At 70.3% G+C, this 19944-nt stretch carries 16 protein-coding genes; 8 read left to right on the top strand and 8 right to left on the bottom strand.

What is annotated here, in order from left to right:
• A partial coding sequence (locus tag D7Y13_RS01850) for an aspartyl/asparaginyl beta-hydroxylase domain-containing protein (protein WP_147452416.1) occupies positions 1 to 684 on the top strand: 684 nt, incomplete at its 5' end.
• Positions 685 to 700: 16 nt separating this feature from the next.
• On the opposite strand, the gene D7Y13_RS01845 is transcribed toward D7Y13_RS01850, so the two are convergent.
• Together D7Y13_RS01845 and D7Y13_RS01840 are read right to left on the bottom strand one after the other, a co-directional pair.
• A complete protein-coding gene (locus D7Y13_RS01845; RefSeq protein WP_147444135.1) occupies positions 701 to 1687 on the bottom strand; it encodes a trypsin-like serine peptidase in 987 nt (328 codons plus the stop codon).
• A gap of 62 nt (positions 1688 to 1749) precedes the next feature.
• Positions 1750 to 2514 (bottom strand): class I SAM-dependent methyltransferase, encoded by a 765-nt coding sequence (locus tag D7Y13_RS01840; protein ID WP_233595237.1) that lies wholly within the window; start codon positions 2512 to 2514, stop codon positions 1750 to 1752.
• A gap of 252 nt (positions 2515 to 2766) precedes the next feature.
• On the opposite strand from D7Y13_RS01840, the gene D7Y13_RS01835 reads away from it, so the two are divergent.
• Positions 2767 to 3798 (top strand): linear amide C-N hydrolase, encoded by a 1032-nt coding sequence (locus tag D7Y13_RS01835; RefSeq protein WP_120581968.1) that lies wholly within the window; start codon positions 2767 to 2769, stop codon positions 3796 to 3798.
• Between the two features lie 64 nt (positions 3799 to 3862).
• On the opposite strand, the gene D7Y13_RS01830 is transcribed toward D7Y13_RS01835, so the two are convergent.
• Genes D7Y13_RS01830 through D7Y13_RS01815 form a run of 4 tightly spaced genes read right to left on the bottom strand, consistent with a single transcriptional unit; the run spans position 3863 to position 11337 of the window.
• Positions 3863 to 6739 (bottom strand): HEAT repeat domain-containing protein, encoded by a 2877-nt coding sequence (locus D7Y13_RS01830; RefSeq protein WP_120581969.1) that lies wholly within the window; start codon positions 6737 to 6739, stop codon positions 3863 to 3865.
• Positions 6732 to 7946 (bottom strand): VWA domain-containing protein, encoded by a 1215-nt coding sequence (locus tag D7Y13_RS01825; protein WP_120531546.1) that lies wholly within the window; start codon positions 7944 to 7946, stop codon positions 6732 to 6734. Before D7Y13_RS01825 ends, D7Y13_RS01830 begins: the two co-directional genes overlap by 8 nt.
• Complete coding sequence (locus D7Y13_RS01820; RefSeq protein WP_120531545.1) at positions 7943 to 10252, bottom strand: DUF5682 family protein; 2310 nt, start codon at positions 10250 to 10252, stop codon at positions 7943 to 7945. Before D7Y13_RS01820 ends, D7Y13_RS01825 begins: the two co-directional genes overlap by 4 nt.
• Complete coding sequence (locus D7Y13_RS01815; protein WP_120531544.1) at positions 10252 to 11337, bottom strand: ATP-binding protein; 1086 nt, start codon at positions 11335 to 11337, stop codon at positions 10252 to 10254. The genes D7Y13_RS01820 and D7Y13_RS01815 overlap by 1 nt, the downstream gene beginning before the upstream one ends.
• Positions 11338 to 11713: 376 nt before the next feature.
• Between D7Y13_RS01815 and D7Y13_RS47655 the strand changes: the two genes are divergently transcribed.
• The 6 genes from D7Y13_RS47655 (at position 11714) to D7Y13_RS01790 (ending at position 18028) form a co-directional block, all read left to right on the top strand.
• On the top strand, positions 11714 to 12439 hold the full coding sequence (locus D7Y13_RS47655; RefSeq protein WP_233595238.1) for a hypothetical protein: 726 nt from the start codon (positions 11714 to 11716) through the stop codon (positions 12437 to 12439).
• A 156-nt stretch (positions 12440 to 12595) separates the two neighbouring features.
• A complete protein-coding gene (locus D7Y13_RS47650; RefSeq protein ID WP_233595239.1) occupies positions 12596 to 13153 on the top strand; it encodes a hypothetical protein in 558 nt (185 codons plus the stop codon).
• The gene (locus D7Y13_RS01805) at positions 13074 to 13769 is read left to right on the top strand and encodes a hypothetical protein (protein WP_120581970.1); all 696 of its coding nucleotides are present in this window, start codon (positions 13074 to 13076) and stop codon (positions 13767 to 13769) included. The genes D7Y13_RS47650 and D7Y13_RS01805 overlap by 80 nt, the downstream gene beginning before the upstream one ends.
• A gap of 144 nt (positions 13770 to 13913) precedes the next feature.
• Positions 13914 to 14987: an ankyrin repeat domain-containing protein gene (locus tag D7Y13_RS01800; protein ID WP_158620241.1), complete on the top strand. Its 1074-nt coding sequence runs from the start codon at positions 13914 to 13916 to the stop codon at positions 14985 to 14987.
• 100 nt (positions 14988 to 15087) lie between these two features.
• Complete coding sequence (locus D7Y13_RS01795) at positions 15088 to 16347, top strand: C39 family peptidase (RefSeq protein ID WP_120531542.1); 1260 nt, start codon at positions 15088 to 15090, stop codon at positions 16345 to 16347.
• Between the two features lie 241 nt (positions 16348 to 16588).
• Positions 16589 to 18028, top strand: a complete 1440-nt coding sequence (locus tag D7Y13_RS01790) for a glutamine synthetase family protein (protein ID WP_120531541.1) — start codon at positions 16589 to 16591, stop codon at positions 18026 to 18028.
• 6 nt (positions 18029 to 18034) lie between these two features.
• Here the strand turns inward: D7Y13_RS01790 and D7Y13_RS01785 are convergent, their stop codons facing one another.
• Together D7Y13_RS01785 and D7Y13_RS01780 are read right to left on the bottom strand one after the other, a co-directional pair.
• Complete coding sequence (locus tag D7Y13_RS01785) at positions 18035 to 18883, bottom strand: DUF1206 domain-containing protein (RefSeq protein WP_120581972.1); 849 nt, start codon at positions 18881 to 18883, stop codon at positions 18035 to 18037.
• A gap of 177 nt (positions 18884 to 19060) precedes the next feature.
• Positions 19061 to 19867 carry an alpha/beta hydrolase family protein gene (locus D7Y13_RS01780; protein ID WP_120581973.1) on the bottom strand — a complete coding sequence of 269 codons (807 nt, stop codon included), beginning with the start codon at positions 19865 to 19867 and terminating at the stop codon, positions 19061 to 19063.
• Positions 19868 to 19944 lie beyond the last annotated feature (77 nt).

Genomic DNA, 19944 nt, shown 5'->3' with positions numbered 1-19944 from the left:
GAGGAGCGGCCCTGGCGCGACCCGCCCCCGCCCGTGGCGAAGGCACTGGAAGGCTGCCTCGCGGCGGTGCAGCGCGACCTCGCCCGGCTGGAGGACGCGGACCTGCTGCACTACGACTCCGGCATCGTCGGCACGGGCCGCTGGTCGGTGCACCCCGTGTACTTCGCGGGCGAACGCCTGGACCGCCTCGTCTGGCCGAAGCTCGCCATGGAGGAGACCGCGGAGGCCGTGCTCTCCCTGGATGGCGAGTGCACCGCGTTCCCGCTGGCGGACGTGCTGTTCTCCTCGCACGCGCCGGGCACCACGCTGACGCCGCACTGCAGCTGGGACGGCTTCCGGATGCGGCTGCACCTGGGGCTCAAGGTTCCCGAGGGCTGCGGCATCCGCGTGGGCTCCGAGTCGCGGCACTGGGAACAGGGCCGCGTGCTCACCTTCCATGACTCGTTCGAACATGAGACGTGGAACCGGGGCCAGGAGCGCCGCGTGGTGCTCATCGTGGACTGCTGGCACCCGGGCCTCACCCTGGCCGAGCGTGAGGCCCTGCTGGGACTCACGCGCAAGTTCGAGGTCCGCGCACTGCTGGCCCAACTGCGCGTCCCCGAAGCCATGGCGGAGCCCCTGATGCACCGCTTCGCGCAGGAAGAACGGACGGACGCCCAGGTGCGCCGCTACTGGCGCACCTGACGCCGCCCGCCGTGCGTCACATGTCCTTGACGAGGTCGAACAGGCTGCCGGCCGTGTCGTAGCTGAAGTACGGGCCCTGCCACTTGTAGACGTGGCTGGGATCCGGGTTCCAGAACTGCCAGCTGTTCACCGAGTACAGGTACGCCCAGAACTGCTGGCCATAGCTCTCCAGCCACGGACCGCCGCTGGCGCCACCCGTCATGGAGCAGCTGATGGTGGGGAAGCCGCCCTCGTTCCACGTCGCGCCCGAGCAATAGTACAGCTGCGAGCCGTTGTAGGGCGCGTGGGCGGGATAGCCGAACTGGTAGATGGTCTGGCCGTAGCCGATGCCCCACTTGATGCCCTGGCCACCCACCGCGTCCACGATGCGCACGCCGTTGAGCGGGTTCATCACCGCCGCCGCCACGTCATAGGCGCGGTCCGCGCTGTTGATCCATCCGTTCTTCGTCCACAACTGGTACGCCGTCCACGTGCCGTACGGCGACCCCGCGTGGTACGCGGGCACGAACACCCAGTTGGTGTGCCAGCCGCGCCCCGCCCCACCGCCGTGCACGCAGTGGCCCGCGGTGAAGACCAACCGCTTGCCATTGCTGTTCACCGTGCTGCCCGAACAGGAGAAGTTCCCGCCCTGGTCGCCCGTGTAGAACACCCGGCCGCTCATCGAGTGGATGTCCGCCGCCATCATGGGCACGCCACCGCGCGGCTCCGCGCCATCCACGCGCCCCACCTGCTTGTCCTCCGGCACCTGCCGCAGGCTGATGGGCGCCTTGCCGGACGTCGTCGGCACATCCGCGGGCACCGCCGCCGCCATGCGCTCTGGCGTCCAGTACGCGAGCACCCTCGCGATCTCCGCCTGGGCCGCGAACGCCTGCGAACCCCCGTTGTCCGTGGGATCCGCCGAGGCGCCCGCCCCGGGCGACTCCGCCTGGGCCGGCACGCCCCCCATCAACACCGCGAAGACTGCGGAGGCAAGGAGGCCACGGCACTTCGACAGACGATGCATGGTGTCAGCCTTTCAGATACGACTCCGGGTGAAGGCAGGCACCCTAGAAGCACCGTCTGACATCAAGCTTGTTTTCCGCTTGGGATTGAAATTTCCGGGCGGTACTCCTGAACCCAGACCTTTTCAGGGCCCCAGGTGAAGAGCATCCAGCGGGACGTGTGGCCCGTGAAATCCTTTGCCTCGATGGGCCGCGTCACCGTGATGATGCGCGTCCCGGGCTGGCACGTGCGCAGGTGTTCCACCAGCCGGGCCTTCGTCTCCGGCGTGAAGGCCACCCAGTTGGTGAAGATGTGCGTGGCGTCCGTCAGCGGCTCGCGGGTCATGTCCCCCACGGTGAGGGTGATGCCCGCGGGCGTAAGCCAGGGCGCCACGCGCTTCACGTGGTCCGCGATGAGCTCCACGCCATGCGACCGGGCCTTCAGCCACCGCGCGGCGATGAGCACCCGGCCCCGCCCCGCGCCCAGGTCCACCACCCGGCTCTGGGGACCCACGCCCGCGCGCTTCAGGAAGAGCAGCGCCGTCAAGAGCGGCGTCTCCCCGTAGATGAGCTCGCGGAAGGACTGGCCGGTGGACTGGAGCGCCCGGACCATCTCGAAGGTGCGCCGCGCGCTGTACGGGGTGAGCACCAGCCGCTGCCACCAGAGTCCCAGGTACGGCCGCAACAGGCTGGGACGCCACAAGAGGAGCAGCAGGTCGGTGGCGCGCACGATGACCGCGATGACCAGCCCCTGGAGCTGGATCGCGATCCACTGGAAGAACGGCAGCTCGAAGTCCTCCAGCGAATCATCGCGTCGCGGGCCGGGCGCTGGGGGCGTAGGGTCCGTCATCCTCCGTCCTCCATAGCCCGCAAGCCTCCTGTCACAAAGAGGCAGGCCGCTTCCGCGTCGGAGCAGGACGCGGCGGCCTTCCACGGGAACGCAGCCTGGAGCGCCGCCCGGTGTGCCTTTCGCCAATGCCCTGGAATTCATCGGGAATCGGTGCCCCGGGGTGTTGGTGCGCGGCGTGCAGAAGGGTCCGGACACCGTGGAACACTCCCAGCGTCCAGGGAGCAACGGTCCTCCACGGATTGAGGAACGCCCATGTGCACTGACTTCCTGATCACCGGCACCGACTCGCGCATCTCCACGAACTTCGCGGTCAACGGCCGCAGCATGGAGTTCGGCGTCGATCTCAAATCCCAGATCATGGTCCACGCCAAGGGCACGCCCTTCCAGTCGAAGGCCCCGGGCCTCAAGACCGGCCTGAAGTGGACGTCCACGTATGGGTTTGTCGGCCTCACCGCCCTCTCCGACGCCATCATCGTGGATGGCATGAACACGGAGGGCCTGTCCGTGGGCGCCCTCTGGCTGCCGGGCTCCACGTACCCGGCCGTCACCCAGCCGGCGCAGGCCCTGGCGCTGGTGGACTTCGTCAACTGGGCGCTCGGCACCTGCGCGACCGTCGCGGACGTGAAGGCCGCGCTGACCCGCGGGAACGTGCAGGTGTGGGAAGGCGACCTGCTCGCGAAGTTGCTGCCCCTGCACTTCCCCATCCACGACGCCGCGGGCAACAGCGTCGTCGTGGAGTGCACCAACGGGCAGCTCAACATCTACGACAACCCCGTCGGCGTCTGTACCAACAACCCGCCGTTCCCCCAGCAGCTGGAGAACCTGGGCAACTACGCGAACCTGTCCCCCTGGGACGCGAAGCCCACGGAGCTGGGCCTCCAGTCGTTCTCCCCCGCCGGCCACGGCAGCGGCATGCGCGGGCTGCCGGGTGATTCGACGCCCCCCGCGCGGTTCGTGCGCGCGACCTACCTCAAGCAGTACGCGCAGCCCGTGGCGTCCTCCGCGGATGCCAACACCCTGGCCTTCCACCTCCTGAACACCGTGGACATCCCGCTGGGCACCAGCCGCTCCGTGGACAAGCAGGGCAAGGACGCCGTCGACTACACGCAGTGGGCCGTCGTGAAGGACCTCACCGCCCGGACCTTCTCCGTGCGCTTCTACGGCAACCCCTGCGTGTACTCCGTCAACCTCGACACGCTCGACTTCAGCGGGGCCTCCGGCAAGCCGTTCCCCGTCCCGGCGACGCCCACCAGCATCGACCTCACCGCCAGCATGTCGAGCTGATCCGCGAACCGCTCCAGCCTCCGAAGGCCCACCGCCGCGAGGAAGGCGGCGGCGGGCCCGGACTTCACCCCAGCACCTTCTTCGCCAGCCGGACCAGGGTCTTGTCCCCGGAGACGGCGGGAAGCTCCAGGAGGCGCGCGGCCACCTGCTTGCCGGCCGCCGGGTTCTGCGCGGCCAGCTTCAAGTACACGCCCGCCCGGTCCACGAGGTCCGGGTGGTCGAGCGACGCCTCCACGCGCGCGAGCAGCTCCTTCGCCAGGGGGACCGTGGGGAAGGTCTCGAAGAGGCCGCGCAGGGCCTGCCGCTCCAGCACCTCCGGGCGCGCTTCCGCCAGGGCCAGCGCGGGCTGCAGGAGGGCCAGCCCCAACGTGCGCATGGACTCCGCGACGACGCCGGGCTTCCACCCGTCCGCGAACGCCGCGAGCAGGGCCTCCGCGCCCCGCACGTCCCCCAACATGCCCAGCGCGTACACGGCGGTCTTCGCCTCGTCGTCGTTCCCGCTGCGCGCCTGCACCATGTTGACGAACCGGTCGATGACCTCCGAGTCCCCCATCCGCGCCAGCGCCTGCGCCGCGTCCCGCCGCACCTCGCGCGAGGGGTCCCCGTACAGCACCTGACGCAGCACGGGCATCGCGACCGCGCCGTGGTCCGCCAGCTTGTCCACCGCCGCCGCGCGCGCCTCCTTCGTCGACTCGGACAGCGCCGCCTGCGCCAGCGGCTGCACCTTCTCGCGGCGGACGCGCATCAGCTCCGCCACCGCCACCTCGCCCGCCTCCCGGGCGCGCACGTCCTCCAGGGTCTCCCTGGCGAAGAGGCGCAGGCCCGCGTCGTGGCCACTCCGCGTCATCGCATCCAGCTCGCGCCTCGCCTGCTGTCCTCCCATCGCACCCAGGGTGCGCAGGGCCGTGCGGCGCACCATGCGGCTGTGGTGCTCGGCCAGCGCGCCCTTCACGGCCTCCAGCGCGGCCTCGCCTCGCGTCGCCACCACCCGCGCCACGAAGGCGCTCGCCGCCCCGTCGCTCCACGTCGGGTAGCAGTCCCGCATCAGCGCGTCCACGCCCAGGCTGGCGTAGTAGCGCGCCGCGTGCGCCGCCGCCTCGTAGCGCGTCAACTCCCCGCGCGCGCGGCGCACCATCGCCTCACCCGGTGACAGCGCCACCTCCGGGCGCTGCACGTGGATGCTCGGGTGCGTGGGCACGGACTCCAGCGCGGAGACCTCCACCTGCACCGCGCCGGACAGTCGCACCAGCGCGATGCCCAGCACCTGGTAGACCTTGATGAAGTCGTCCAGCCGCTCGCCCGGGTCCGGCCGCTGCGCCAGCGCCTCCAGCAGCGCCCCGGGCTTCTCCAGGCCCAGCTCCCGCAGCCGCGCCACCAGCGGCTCCACCGTCCGCGTCCCCACCGCCGCGAGCCCACTGGCGAAGGCGTCCGCCAGCTCGTCCCGCACCTCCGCCAGCGCGATGGCCGCCCGCGAGGCCCCCGCCGCCCGGGCCGCCTCCGACCAGCCACTGCGAGGCAGGGCGCTGGGCGTCACGGGAGGCCGGACCCGGCCCCGCCGCCGGGACAGCACGGGCGCATCCTCCGCCCGCCCCAGCGCGCGCAGCCCCAGGCCCTCCGGCGTCTCCACCACCACGGCCGAAGGGAACAGCGTGGGCAGCGCCGCCTCCAGGCCCACGTCGCCCAGCACCGCCAGCAGCCTGGAGCCCTCCAGCGCCGCGGACAGCGGCTCCTCCAGCGACGCATCCGCGGGCAGGAAGAGCGCCCGGCCCGCGCCATCCACGAACTGCGAGCGGGAACCGCTGGCCAGGAGCGTCTCCACCCGCACCGCCACCGGCAGCAGGTCCGGCGCGAACACGTCCTTGCGGTGCTCCTGGAAGGCCGCCATCGCCGCGCTCACGTCCGGCAGCGCCACCTCCAGCAGCCGCTTCAGGGGCTCGCGGTCCACCGGCGAGCCGCCCGTCCACTCCTCCAGGTCCAGCCGGTGCGGCGCGAAGCCCGGGTACTGCCCGCCCTTCGCGCCCTGGAGCACGTAGCCCGCGTGGCTCTTCTTGGGCGCCACCGTCTTGAGCGTCGCGGGGAGGATCTGCTTCTCGCTGTAGTGCCCGCCCGACACCAGATCCACGAAGCGGCTCTCGCGGATGAGGAACCGGTCCGGCGTGACGCGCGAGGAGAACGCGTACTCCACCAGCGTCAGCCCCGTCACCGGCGCGCGGTCCTTCTTCGTCCACGTCCTGCCAATCAGCTCCTCGACGTGGCGGGGCTCCAGCGCGTCGCCGCCCAGGTGCTTCTCCACCTTGCGCGCCGTGAGCAGCATGTCCGCCACCAGGTCCGTGAACGCCGGTGCCTCGAAGGTCCCCGTGCGCGCCACGGCCGCGTCCAGCAGGCCCGCCAGCTCCACCGCCCGCGCTGACAGCCGCCGCAGGCCGTTGGCCCGGAGCGCTTCGCCCAGCGCGCGCACCTGATCGGGCCGCTCGGCCCCCAGCGACGCCACGCCCGACAGGCCCAGCTCCCGCACCAGCGTGTTCACCTGCGCCACGCCCGCCTTCATCAGCTCGCCGGTCTCCGCCTTGCCCTTCTTCACGCTCTTCTTCGTGCCAGTGCCGCCCGGTGCCACCGGGGCCGACTCCGCCGTCACGAAGGCCTCCGGCACGCGGGACCACGCCACCAGCAGCGCCGCCGCGTGTTTGCAGAACGGGCGCGAGCGCGCCGCCATGCACGAGCAGCGCCCCTTCACATCCGAGCGCGCCTCGCCAAACACCAGTGAGACCTTGTAGGGCGTCGCCCCGGAGCCCGCCGCGTCCGCGAACAGCCGGTTCTCGTAGCGGGACAGGTTCGCGAGCAGCTTGCCGTCGAGCATCGCCGCGCCCTTCTGCAGCTCCGCCTTGTCGCTGATGATCTCCAGCAGCGCTCCCATTCCAATCACGGGCCGCACGTCAGCCATGACGGTCCTCCTTGTTCGTGGACGCGATGAGCGGCGTCAGGTCCTGGTTGCGCATCACCCGCTCCACCACGTCCACCAGCTTCCGGGGCGTGCACCCGAAGCACGGAATCCCCAGCGCGGTGAGCTGCTCCGCCATCGCATGGTCATACGAAGGCCGGCCGCTGTCCGACAGCGCCAGCAGGCACAGCACCCGGGCGCGCGAGTCCACCAGCTGCCGCAGCCGTGCCACCAGCTCCTCCGCGTTGCCGCCCTCGTACAGGTCGGTGATGAGGATGAAGAGCGTCTTCTCCGGCCGGCGCACGTAGTGCTCCTGCGCGTAGGCCACCGCCCGGTTGATGTCCGTGCCGCCACCCAGCTGCGCGGAGAAGAGCACCTCCACGGGGTCCGCCAGCACCGGCGTCATGTCCGCGATCTCCGTGTCGAACAGGACCAGGCTGGTGCGCAGCACGTCCAGCGACGCGAAGATGGCCGCCATCACGGAGCTGTACACCACGCTCTCCGCCATGGAGCCGGACTGGTCCACCACCAGCGTCACGTCCCACTCGTGGTGACGGCGCTGGTTGGGCCAGAAGTAGAAGCGCTCCGGGATGAGCCGCTTCTTCTCCGCGTCCCAGCCCTTCAGGTTGGAGCGGATGGTCCGCCGCCAGTCGATGTTCCGCGCGATGGGGATGGGGCTCGTGCGGTCGCGCCGCAGCGCGCCCAGCACCGCCGTGCGCAGGGGGGACTCCAGCTTCTTCTTCAGGTCCTCCACCACCTCGCGGATGATGCCGCGCGCCAGGTCCTTGGCTTGGTCGGGGATGAGCCCGCGCGCGCTGACCAGCGTCGTCACCAGCTCCACGTTCTTGTCCAGGAACGGCAGCGTCTCCGGCTCGAAGAGCAGCTGCGTGAGCCCCTTGCGCTCGATGGCGTCCTTCTGCACCAGCGCGATGACGTCGTCCTTGAAGAAGTCGCGCAGCGAGCCCAACCACTTGGGCAGGTAGGGCTTGGAGCCGCCCCTCCCCGCGGACTTCTCGCCGTAGACGAAGGAGAGCGTGTCATCCAGCTCCTCCAGGTCCCCGCCTTCCAGGCCCAGCGCGGTCGCGCCGCCACCCAGCCCGCCCAGCGACGGACACGACCCCGTCTTCTCCGCCTCCGGGCCCAGCGCCAGCCGCCAGCGCAAGAGCGCGTCGCGGTCCTTCGGTTCCAGGTCCTTGGGGTCCACGCTCATAGCAGGTCGTCCAGGTCATCGAGCGCCTTGCCCAGCTCCGCGCTCATGTCCTTCAACGTCTCCTTGTCCTTCTGCTCCAGCACCGCCTTCACCGCGCGGCCCTTGTCCTTCAACTGCCGCACGCCCATCACGTTCTCCATCAGGTAGCGCCGCTCCGTGGCGCCCAGCGTGCCCAGCGCCCGTCTGAGCACCGGCAGCGTCTGCACAAAGCGCTCCGGCTCCACGCCGCAGAGGAAGTCGTCCAGCGCCTTCACCACCTCCCGGCTCTTCACCAGCACCAGCGCGTTCACCTGGAGGAAGCCCTCCAGGTACGCCGCCGCGTCCGCCGGCTCCACCGCCAGCGACAGCCGGCGCCCCACCTCCAGCGCCACGTCGGACTCGGGCAGCTCCCGCGCCAGGTACAGCAGGCCCGTCGCGAGCCCCGACGTCGCCGGGTGCACCGCGTGGCTCTCCATCAGCCCCCGCGCCTCCACGTACCAGCCCGCCTTGTCCGCGCGCGGCTGGGACAGCGCCACCTCGTGCAGCGTGCGCAGCGCCTCCAGCACCCTGGGCACCGCCTCCGCGTCGCAAGCGCTGGCCTCGCGCACGCGCAACAGCGCCCGGCCGAAGGTCTTCTCGCCCAGCGACGCCACCGCCTCGTCCCCCACCTCCGAGTGCGCCCGCGAAGTGCCGTAGGCCATCAGCCCCGACAGCGCCCGCGCCGCCGACGCCAGCGAGGGCAGGTCCGCGTCCGTGGCCGCGTGCGCGTCACAGGCCCGGAGCGCGGACGCCACCGTCTGGGGACAGCCGGTGATGACGGACTCCAGCAGCACGTCCGCCGCCTCGGCCGTCGTCTTCGCCAGGTTCAGCCGCTCCTGGAGCACGCGCGTCGTCACGCCCTCCAGCGAGTCCCCCAGGACGATCTTCTCCACCAGCGCCACGTCCGTGGACGGCGTCCACTGCGCCTGCCAGGACTCACGCACCCGCGTCAGCGCCGCGTAGCCCCCCGCCTCCGTCGCTTGAGAACGCGAGCCCGTGCCCGTGCCCGACAGCGTCGCGTACGGAATCCCCGCCACGCGCAGCCGGTGGAGGAACACGGAGGAGCCCACCTCCACCTCGTTGTTGAGCCGCAGCGCGAACGTCTCCGGGCTGTCCGTGCGCGGCAGCCGCCGCTCGCCCACCTCGCGCCAGAACTCCGCCTGCAGCGAGTTCTGCCCGATGCGGCTGGCCACCTGCCCCACCTGATGGCCGATGACGCTCTTCCACAGGAAGCCGTCCACGTGCGTCGCGTCGCCCCGGCACAGCGTGGCCACCGTCGCCTCGCGCAATTCGTCCAGGCCGGGCGCGCTCTTCTCGCGCAGGTCCGACAGCATCACCGCCAGCCGGTACGCCTCCAGCACGTCCGACAGCGACGCGGAGAAGCCGCGCACCCGCAGGTGGCTGGCGAAGTCCAGCAGCACCTCCAGCGTGGCCCGCCGGAAGTCGCAGTGGGCGTCGTGGGCCTTCTGGTAGAAGTGCGGCGCCCGGTTGCCCGCGCCGTAGCCCATCTGCTCCGCGAGCCGGGGGAAGCTGAACGGAATCACCGTCACCGCGCAGGGCACGCCCGCCGGCAGCTTCGCCTCCAGCGCGGGCTCCACGTCGTTGGCCACGAAGGCCGCGATGTGCGCCGCACCCGCCACCACCGCCACCTTCTCCGGGGCCACGCCGCCCGCCACCACCTCCAGCACCTTGCGCGCCATGAAGGCGTCGCGCTGGCGGTGGTAGCCCTGCCGGGGCCCCGCGTTGATGACGTCCGCCCAGGCCAGCAGCACCGGCCGGAACTGCTCCGGGCTCCAGTCCGGCGCCTCGAAGGCCGCCTCCCAGAACTCCTCGAACGAGCGGTAGCCCTGGGAGCGCGCGAAGGCGTCCGTCAGGGGCACCGTGTCGTCCGGCGCGGGCGTGCCCCCCTCCATCGCTTCGGCTTCGAGTCCCAGGCCGGGCGCGTCGCGGTCCACCGCGAGGCTGACGCCCACCGGGATGTCGATGAACTCCACGCGCGCGCCGTTCGCCCGGGCCCATTTGAGCGCCTGGTACTCCGGCGAATAGGCGGCGAAGGGCCACAGCGAGGACGCCGGCGTGCCGTCCGTGCGGTAGCCCAGGATGGCCACCGGCGGCCGGGTCTGCCCGTCGCAGAGCACGTCCACCATGCCCGTGGCGTCGCAGGGGCCTTCCACGAGGACGACGTCGGGCTTCACCCGCTCCAGCCACCGCTGGAGCACGGCGGTGGTGCGCGGTGAGTGGTGACGGACCGGGAAGTGCTGCACCCGGGAGAGCAGGGCGAAGTCCATCAGCCCCTCAGCAGCTTCTTGCTCGCGGTGTACAGGTCCTTCCACGGACCCGGGCGGCCCTTGGCCACCGTCTCCATGTACTCGCGCAGCGCCTTCACGTCGTCTTCCTGCTCCTTCACCACCGCGCCCACCAGCGAGGCCGCCAGCTCCTGCGACGTCACCGTCCCGGAGCCGAACTGCTGCGCGAGGATGGCGCTGTTGAACAGCACGCTGATGGCCTCCGCCGTGGACAGCACCGCCCCCGGGGTGCGCACCTTCGTCTTGCCGTCCTTCGTCACGCCCTTGCGCAGCTCCTGGAAGAGCGTCAGCAGCACCCGCGACAGCTCCTCCGGCGGGGGCACGCCCACCTGGTAGTCCGTGCGCAGCTCCGCCTCGCGCTTGGTGACGATTTGAATCTCCTGCTCCAGGTCCTCCACCACCGGCACGGTGACGAAGTTGAAGCGGCGCTTGAGCGCGGCGCTCATCTCGTTGACGCCCCGGTCGCGCGTGTTCGCGGTGGCGATGAGGTTGAAGCCCCGCTGCGCGCTGGTGATCTCCCCCAGCTCCGGCACCGACACCTGCTTCTCCGACAGGATGGAGATGAGCGAGTCCTGGATCTCCGGCGACGTGCGCGTCACCTCCTCGAAGCGGGCGAACTTGCCCGTGCGCATGGCCCGCAGGATGGGCGACGGCACCAGCGCTTCCGGCGACGGCCCCTGCGCGAGCAGCAGCGCGTAGTTCCACGAGTACTTGATGTGGTCCTCGCTGGTCCCCGCCGTGCCCTGCACGACGAGCCCGGACGTGCCGCTGACGGCCGCGGAGAGGTGTTCGGACAGCCAGCTCTTCGCGGTGCCCGGCTCACCCACCAGCATCAGCGCCCGGTCCGACGCCAGCGTCGCGATGCACACCTGCACGATGCCCCGGTCGCCCACGTACTTGGGCGTGATGGTCACGCCGCCCACGGGCTTGGGACTTCCCAGGATGTATGTCTCCACCGCGCGGGGCGACAGCGCCCAACCCGGTGGGCGGGGCTTGTCGTCATGCGCCGCGAGGGCGTCCAGCTCGTTCTTGTACTTCGCTTCGGCAGGCAGGCGGATGTCCGGCATGGACTGCACGCTATCCACTCGGTCTGACATCCGGCAAACGTCCTGGCTGCCTTCGTGCGTCCTCTCAAGCGCTGGGGAAATCCCTACCGGGCGGCTCGGGCGCGTCGAGTCCTGCGCGCGGGCTGCTTCGGACTCGAACGCGTGCTGAATGGACGGGCCGTGCTCATCGAACGGTCCCCTTCCCCGAAGCGCTCGCGGACCGTCGCCAGCAGGACGACCCGGTAGCGCCCTGGACGTGAAGTGCCCCTCAGGTTTCTGTGCATCCCTCGGGTTTCCGAGCACGTGACACCGCACTCCAGAGCAACCCTTCCCTGTGACGGAGTGCTGGCATCGCTGTTGCTGTAGCGCCCGGCACCTCTTTCCAGAAAGGCCGCCCATGAACACCCTCCGACTGCGCCACCTCTTCTCACGGGTCCTGCGCACCTCCTCGCTCGCCATACCGCTGGTGCTGGCGGGCTGCGGATCCTCCGCGGACCTGGAGGGCTACTCACGGATCACCTGCGACAACGGTGTCCCCGTGCTCAGCGACCTGAAGATTTCGCCCCCACCGGACTACGTCGAGCTTCGCTCCATCTACAGCACCTCCGACCCCACGAACGCCCAAACCCGCACCACCTCCGGCCAGCCCTGCGCGACGGCCACCGACGTCCCCGCCTGCCAGAGCGCCCTGGCGAACGCGACGACCACCGAGAGCTTCGTCGATACCTGCCAGGGCTTCTGCCCCACTGTCATGACCTATACCTTCCTGGTCACCGCACGCGGCGATGAGGTGAAGACGCACCCGACGCCGGAGGCCCTCAAGTCCCTGCTGGGCACGGTGGACACCGAACAGGAAGCCGTGCTCCTCGCCCATGCCTCGGGCCACGCCATGAGCTGCTCGACGCTCGAGCAGGGCGCGGTGAAGAAGAACGCGAACGGCACCTTCAATGTCGTCACCTACGAGGGCTTCTCCTGCGGGAAGGACTCGCAGTTGGAGCAGGTCGTGCTGGAGGTGTCCGCCGCCGGGGAGCTCCGCGAGGTCGAGCGCCATGTCCTGGAGAAGGGCAGCGACAGCTGCAACATCGGCCGGCGCCCCGCGGGGCTCCAGGACGCGTCCCCCTGAGAGGGCACGGACGCGCTGGGGCACTACTTCGCGGAGGCCGCGCACCTGGAGGCCGCCTCCGTCCACGCCTTCCTGAGACTGCGCGATGAGCTGGCCCTACACGGCGCCGACGCAAGCCTCCAGGACGCGGCCCGCCGCAGCGCCGTGGATGAAGTGATGCACACCGACGTGACGGGCCGCATCGCCCGTCGCTTCGGTGCCACGCCCCAGCGTCCCGTCGTCACCGCGCTGCCCCTGCGCCCGCTCCTCGACGTGGCCCTGGACAATGCCGTGGAGGGTTGCGTGAGGGAGACGTACGGCGCGCTGGTGGCCCACTACCAGGCCCTGCACGCGCAGGACACCGAGGTGCGCGAGGCCATGGTCCGCATCGCCGAGGACGAGACGCGCCACGCGGGCCTCTCCTGGGACATCGACCAATGGGCACGATCGCGCCTCTCCTCCCAGGAGCGGGACACGCTGCGCGAGGCCCAACGCCAGGCGGTGGCCCTGCTGCGCGCGGAGGTCGCCGTGCCACTCGACCTGGGCTCGTCACCGCCGCGGGCCTTCCCACGCCTGAAGTCGCCCTTGGCCTCCTGGACACGTTGGAGCAGGAGCACTGGGCCTGAACAAACCCTCCTTCCCTGGAGCACCTCCCATGAACGCACTCCGATGGCGCTGCGTCTTCTCACCGTTGCTGATGTCCCTCCCGCTGGCGCTGGCCGGCTGTGGCCCTGAATTCGCGGACGTGGAGGGCTACACGGAGATCGCGTGCACGAGGGACCGTCCCCACATCGATGACCTGCGGATCTCCCCGGTGCCGGACGCCTTCCTGCTGTACTCCATCGGCCTGAAGAAGAATTCAACGGAGCCGCCCTCCGTCTTTCTCTCCGCCACCAGGGGCGAACCCTGCGCGACCGCCACCGACGTCGCCACCTGTCAGGCCGCGGTGGAGGAGGCACGAGCCACCTCGGGGTTCCACCGGTCCTGCTACCACGGTGACTGTTCTGAATACTTCGCCCTCACCACGCGCGGGGACGAGGTGAAGCTCTACACGACGGTGGAGTCCCTCCGGGAGCTGCTGGGCACCGTCGACACCGAACAGGAGGCCGTGTTCCTGGCCTACGCGGCCGACTACGCCTTCCTCTGCGACAAGGTGGATCAAGGCGGCGTGAAGGCCAATCCGGACGGCTCGTTCAACGTCATCGGCTACAAGTACTCCGACTGCGGTGAAGGCCCGGCCATCGTGCAGTACGTGACCCAGGTGTCCGCCACTGGCGAGGTCCGCGAGCTGGAACACCACGTCATGCGGCACTACAAGGCCGACTGCTCCCTGGACATGTCCAATCCGTAGGGGGGCGCGCTGCATCCCCACGTTCCTCCAGGCCCCATGACCGCGAAGACGCAGAAGCCCTTGAAGCCTCCGACGTCACGCAAGGCCACCCCGCGAAGGAAGCCTCCGGCGACATCCCTCGCGGTCCTTGGTGATGAACAACGCTTGTCAGCGGCGGCGGACGACGGCGACTGCGTGAAGCTGCGAGCCCTGCTTGCACGCGGCGTGGACGCGGACGCGAGGGACCCCGTCACCGGGTACTCCGCGCTGCACTACGCCGCGTTGAACGGTCGGCTTGAAGCCGTGAAGCTGCTGCTCGCCGCGGGTGCGGACGTGGGGGCAAGAGTCCACCGCTCCAGGACGACCCCGCTCGACATGGCCGCGACGAAAGGCCGTGTCGCGGTGGTCAGGGTGCTCCTGGCCGCGGGCGCGCCCCTGGGCCAGCCCCACGGTCGGTTCGGTTGGACGGCGCTCCACGCCGCCGTGGCCCATGGACACACCAAGGTCGTCGAGAAGCTGCTCGGCGCGGGCATGGCGGTGGATGCGCCTGGCAAGCACGGCATCACCCCGCTCGGCACCGCCCTGCTGAACGAGGAGGCCTGGGAGGACGTCGTGCCGGTGCTCATGGCGGCGGGCGCCCGCCTCAAGCGCATCCCCCGGACGCTGCTGCGCGAAATCGCCAACGATGAGAAGTACGCCCTGCTGCGTCCCATCCTCCAGCCCCACGGGCTGCCCGCCCCGAAGAAGCCAGGACCTCCGCCCGTCCTGCCCCCGCTGCACGAAGCCGCCGCGACCGGGAACGTCGCGCGCGTGAAGCGGTTGCTCAAGGACGGAGCCAGGGTGAAGGCGAAGCTCCGCCGCTCCGGGACGACGGCGCTCCATCTGGCGGCCCGGAACAACCACGTGGAGGTGATGGACGTGCTCATCGCCGCGGGCGCCCCCCTGGACGGGTTCCACAAGCCCTACGAATGGGCGCCCCTGCACGAAGCGGTGTTCCACGGCCACCGGGAGGCGACGGAGCGGTTCATCCGCACCGGGATGGACGTGAACCTCCAGCACCCCGACAGCGTCATGCCGCTCTTCCTCGCCCTCGATGAGCCCGGAGTGCGCGTGCTACCGCTCCTGCTCGAAGCCGGCGCCGACGCGCAAAAGCCCTTCCCCGCCGTCCAGCACGTGCCCCAATACGCGAAGCTGCGTCCGCTCTTCCGCAAGTACCTGCGGCCTTCGCGCAAGCGATGACGCAAGCCGACGCCGCACGTCGGGCGCGCACTCGTACGCCACCGGACTTTCCTGGTTTCCACCTTGTGAGCCCACACGTGCGTTTGAGAGAATCGCGGGCGTGAACGCCCGCGCTCGCGTCTTCTCCGCCGTCCTGTTGGCCTCGTTCGTCTGGGCCTGTGCCTCCTCGCCTTCGTCCCCGTCCCCGGACGCGCCGACGCCGGAAGCAGGCTCTCCCGCCCGCCTGTGGCAGCGCGGCGCGGCGACGGGCGACCTGGCGCGCTTCACCCGCGACGGCACCCGCGTCGCCGCGGACGGCGCGCTGGAGCTGGACGCCACCGCGAAGCAAGGCAGCGACCCGTTCCCCGCGGGCGGCTGGCTGGATGGCGGCAGCTTCTACAACGGCGGCACCTTCCGCTTCGGCACCGCCACCTCCGAAGTCCAGTCCGTCCCCGGCGGCTTCGACAGCGTGGTGCCGTCCTTCGACGCGCAGACGCCTCCGGGCACGTGGGTGAAGCTCACCGTCGCCGCGCGCATCGAGGGCACCTGGACCAAGGACTATGAGCTGGGTGTCTGGGCCTTCGACGCGGACACCGTCGCGCGCCACAGCGTGGACGGTCAGGGGGACGCGGACGGCAACGTGCTCACCGACACGCTCAACCTGAAGCGCCGCGCGGACGCCCTGCGCGTCACCGTGTTCCTCTTCTCCGAACGCCCGGACGCAAGCCCGCGCCTGCGCTCGCTCGCCGCCGCCGTCACCGACACGCGCCGCAAGCCCGAGGATGCCACCGCGGACCGCACCGCGTGGGGCACCGTGCTGGACGTGCCGGGCTACTCGCAGATGATCTACCCCGACGGCGGCGAGGTCTGGTGCTCCCCCACGTCCACCACCATGCTGCTGGGCTACTGGAGCCGGAAGCTGGGCCGCGCGGACCTGGAGCACCCCGTGCCCACCGCCGCCGCCCACACCTATGACTGGGTCTACAAGGGCACCGGCAACTGGAGCTTCAACACCGCCTACGCCGCCGGCATGTCCCAGGGCGCGCTGCACGGACTCGTCGCCCGCTTCGACTCGTTCGCCCCCGTGGAGCGCCTCATCGCCGCCGGCATCCCCGTGAGCATCAGCATCGCGTACGAACCCGGGGAGCTTTCCGGAGGCGCCTCCCGCCGCACCGACGGCCACCTCATCGTCGTGAAGGGCTTCACCGCCGACGGTGACGTCGTCGTCAATGATCCTGCTTTCTCCTCCAACGAAACCACCAGCGCGACGTACCGGCGCGCCGAACTGTGGCGTGCCTGGCAGCACTCCCGGGGGGCCGCGTACGTGCTCTGGCCCGCCGGCACCGCCCTGCCCCCGCAGGGGATGGAACCGCTGCCCTAGCCTGCGTCCAGAGGCGGACAGGAGGACGACGCATCGCGGCGCGCACTGTCCACTGGCCGGGGCGACAAGCCTCCCGTCCCTTGACGTAGGGCCGTTCGTGGCAGTCCCGACACAACCTTTAACCTTCAGTCCGCAGAATTTAGGCTTGATTTCAACGCGCGGAATGTAAATACCTGCGCGCGTGATTTTGATGTCCCTTCGCCGGGAAGCCGGCAGTGGGACGCAGCCTGGAGGCACGGACATGGAGCAGAAGCCGCTGCGGGACTTCCTTGAGATTCCCTACGACGAGCTGGAGGAGCTCAACCTCCGGGTGAAGGAACAGCGCATCCAGCGCGTGTCGCCGGAGAAGATGCGCGACGAGCGCATCAAGTACCTGACCGACGAGAAGCGCATCAAGGCCATCACCGTGTGCTTCACCGACCTGGAAGGTCGGCTGCACATGCTGGACTACGACAAGAAGTTCCTGCTCAAGAGCGCGGACAACCTCACCTTCGACGGCTCCTCCATCCGCGGCTTCTCCGCGCAGGCGGAGAGCGACCTGCGCCTGAACATCGACTGGGGCGCGTTCTACTGGCTGCCCTCGGACATCTTCGGGCCCGGCAAGGTGCTGGCGTTCAGCGAAGTGCTGGAGCGCGACGGCACGCCGTACCACTCGGACATGCGCGGCCAGCTCAAGCGCGCCACCGACGCGCTGTTCCAGAAGGACGGCACCGTGTTCCACGCGGCGCCGGAGATCGAAGGCTTCCTCTTCAAGAGCCGTGACGCCGAGCGCCACTACCACGAGGAAGGCAAGTTCGAGTTCATCTCCATCGGCGGCTACTACCACGCACTGCCGGGCGACGCGCTGCGCACCTTCATCGACAAGGCCGCCGAAGCGCAGCGCGCCATGGGCTTCCAGAACGAGAAGGACCACCCGGAGGTCGCGCCCAGCCAGTTCGAGATGAACTTCTCGTACAGCGAGGCCATCATCGCCGCGGATCAGATCCAGCTCTACAAGCTGCTCTGCCGTCAGGTGGCCGCGCAGTTGGGCCTCACCGCCAGCTTCCTGCCCAAGCCCGTCACCGGCGTGAACGGCAACGGCATGCACATCAACATGTCGCTGTCGAAGAACAACAAGAACCTGTTCCACGACAAGGCGGGCCAGGACGGGCTGTCGCAGATGGGGTGGGAGTTCATCGACCGCATCCTCACCAACGCGAACGACATCTGCCTCGTCCTCAACTCCAGCGTGAATTCGTACCGCCGGTTGGATCCGCACTACGAGGCGCCCAACCAGATCAAGGCCTCCGCGAACAACCGCGGCGCCATGGTGCGCATCCCGTTCGGCAATGAGCGCAGCGCGCGCGTCGAGTGCCGTTCGGTGGCGCCGGACGCCAACCCGTACATGGTGCTCTACACGCTGATGAAGACCGGCCTGGAGGGCCCGCAGCCGCAGGAGGACGCGGAGACCAAGCGCAGCCGCACGCGCTTCCTGCCGGACAACATCTACGACGCGATCCGCTTCTTCAAGGGCAGCCAGTTCATCGCCCAGACGCTGGGTGAGCAGGTGCAGGGCAAGTACGCGGAGCTGAAGGTCGGCTCCGCGGACCGCTGCCCCAAGCAGCTGGGCACCCGCGTGAAGGAAGCGGAGATCCAGTTCCATCACGAGGTGACGAACCAGTACCTCTGGAACCTCTTCTAGAGGCTTCTAGAGTTCCCGGTAGCGCGCCTGGAGGAACAGGTAGGCGGCGTAGGCCACCAGGCCCGCCGCCACCACCCCCAGGAGCACGTCGCCCGCGGGTTGGCGGGCGACGACGGCCAGGGCCTCTCCCAGGCCCTTGGCCTCTCCCGGGTTCGCGTCCACGGCGGAGCGGACCAGGAAGATGCCGATGACGGAGAACACCACGCCGCGCGCGGCGATGCCGAAGCGCGACACCCGCTCCACCCAGTGACGCTGCTGGGCCGCGAGCCCGGTGAGCGTGAGCTTCTCCAGGAACTTCCCCTTCCACGCCTTGTGGAACTGCTTCACCGCGAAGCCGATGATGCCCAGGCCCACGAGCGCCACCAGGACGCGGCCGAAGGGCTGCTCCATCAGCGTCGCCGTCCAGCCCTGCGTCCCCCTGCTCCGGCCCTGTGAAGCGCCCACCACGGTCTTCAGCGCGAAGACGGCCAGCGACGCGTAGATGGCGCCGCTGAGGAAGTACATGGCGCGCGTGGCGATGCCCTTGGCGTCGGAGCCCTTGTCCTCGGTGTCCGCGAACGCCTGGGCGAAGCGCCAGACGACGAAGCCCAGCAGGCCCACCACCAGCACGGACAGCAGCACGATGCCGAAGGGCCCATGTGCCACGGTGCTCACCGCGCCGTGGCTGTCCGTGGTGCGGCCGCCCTCGCCCGCCGCGAGCTTCAGCGCGAGCACCCCGATGATGGCGTAGACGGCGCCCTTCGCCGCGTAGCCCATCCGCCCCAGCTTCTTCGCCCAGGGGTGGCTCGCGGCCTCCTTCGCCCCACGCGACAGCCGCTCCATCCCCGGCCCGCGCATCACGTCCATCGTCGCCATGCGAACGCTCCTCCCGTCCCTGCGTCGGGACCGAGGAGAGGGTGCGCATCCGAAGGCCCGTCCGGGCGGAAGGCCCGTGCGTCCCGTCCGGGCCTCAACCGGGCCACGGGGGGCACGGCTGGCTGCCTGCTGTCATGGGGGGCGGGCGAAGGCGGGCACCGAAGGCCGCGCCACCGCTCAACGCAGGGTTCGCACGGCCTGCACCACGCGCGGCCACTCCTTGGAGCGCGGGTCGATGAGCTCGAAGTGGCCCGCGCCCTTCAGCGGCACGAGGTGCACCGGGTCCTTCTGCTGGACGCCCCGGGCGTGGAAGCCCTCGCTGATCTCCAGGGGCACGGTGTCGTCCTCCGTGCCGTGCAGCAGCACCTGCGGCAGCTTCAGGGGCTGGAGGGCAGCGGGGGACGCGACGGCGTAGCGCTCGGGGACCTGCTCCGGCGCGCCGCCCATGAAGGTCTTCACGATGCCGTTGCCCAGATTCAGCGCGGCCCCCTTCGCCAGGTCCAGCACGCCCGCCAGGGACACCACGCCCTTCAGCTTGAGGGGGGCGTCGCGGTAGAGCGGCTGACGCGCGGTGAGCCGGTGACGGGCGGCCAGCCACATCGCCAGATGACCGCCGGCCGAGTGGCCCATGGCCACCACGCGCGTCAGGTCCAGGCCCAGCGACGGCGCGGCGTCCACCAGATGATCCGCCGCGGAGGCGACGTCCTCCAGCGTGCCGGGGAAGCCTCCGCCGTCGTGGCCCACACGCCGGTACTCCACGCTCCACGTCGCGAAGCCACGCTTCGCCAGGTCCGCGCAAAGGTGGCCCGCGTGCTCCAGGCCGTACTCCGCGCGCCAGAAGCCACCGTGGACGAAGAGCACCACCGGGTGGGGGCCCTTGCCCTTGGGTTTGCGCAGCTCGGTGAACTGCTGGGGTGCCTCGCCGTACGCGATGCGTGCGTCGGGCGGCGGCTGCGGCGTTTCGAGGACCCACATGGAACTCATGCGCCCATCTTGGGAACGGGCGGCCCGCCGCCGCAAGCCGTGGCGCGCCAGGAGTACGTCCCCGCGAAGGATGCGCC

It is taken from the genome of Corallococcus praedator, from assembly GCF_003612125.1.
Lineage (GTDB): Bacteria > Myxococcota > Myxococcia > Myxococcales > Myxococcaceae > Corallococcus > Corallococcus praedator.
Note: the sequence above shows the minus strand (reverse complement) of the source record. Positions and strands in the feature narration are given on the sequence as shown.